The sequence below is a fragment of the Planococcus maritimus genome (assembly GCF_001592825.1).
Taxonomy (GTDB): domain Bacteria; phylum Bacillota; class Bacilli; order Bacillales_A; family Planococcaceae; genus Planococcus; species Planococcus maritimus_C.
Genome location: NZ_LTZG01000015.1, coordinates 1 through 441 on the forward strand (window position 1 = coordinate 1; position 441 = coordinate 441).

The 441-nt window shown below is 47.8% G+C and carries 1 rRNA gene; it reads left to right on the forward strand.

What is annotated here, in order from left to right:
- Positions 1-441 (forward strand): 16S ribosomal RNA (locus AY633_RS10395); the annotation flags it as partial.

Genomic DNA, 441 nt, shown 5'->3' on the forward strand with positions numbered 1-441 from the left:
CCTACGGGTGGCTGCAGTGGGGAATATTGCACAATGGACGAAAGTCTGATGCAGCAATTTCGCGTGAAGGATGAAGCATTACGGTGTGTAAACTTCTTTTTTGGCAGAAGACGAATGACGGTATGTCAAGAATAAGAGACGGCTAACTACGTGCCAGCAGCCTCGGTAATACGTAGGTCTCAAGCGTTGTCCGGAATTACTGGGCGTAAAGTGGCTGTAGTCTGAATTGTAAGTCTGTTTTCAAATCCTACGACTCAATCGTAGAAAGGGAGTGGATACTGCAAGTCTGGAAGTATCTGGGGGTTAGTGGAATTTCCGGTGGAGCGGTGAAATGCGTTGATATCGGAAGGAACGCCGAAAGCGAAAGCAGCTAACTACAGAATACTTGACGATGAGGGACGACAGTTCGGGTAGCAAACAGGATTAGATGCCCGAGTAGTC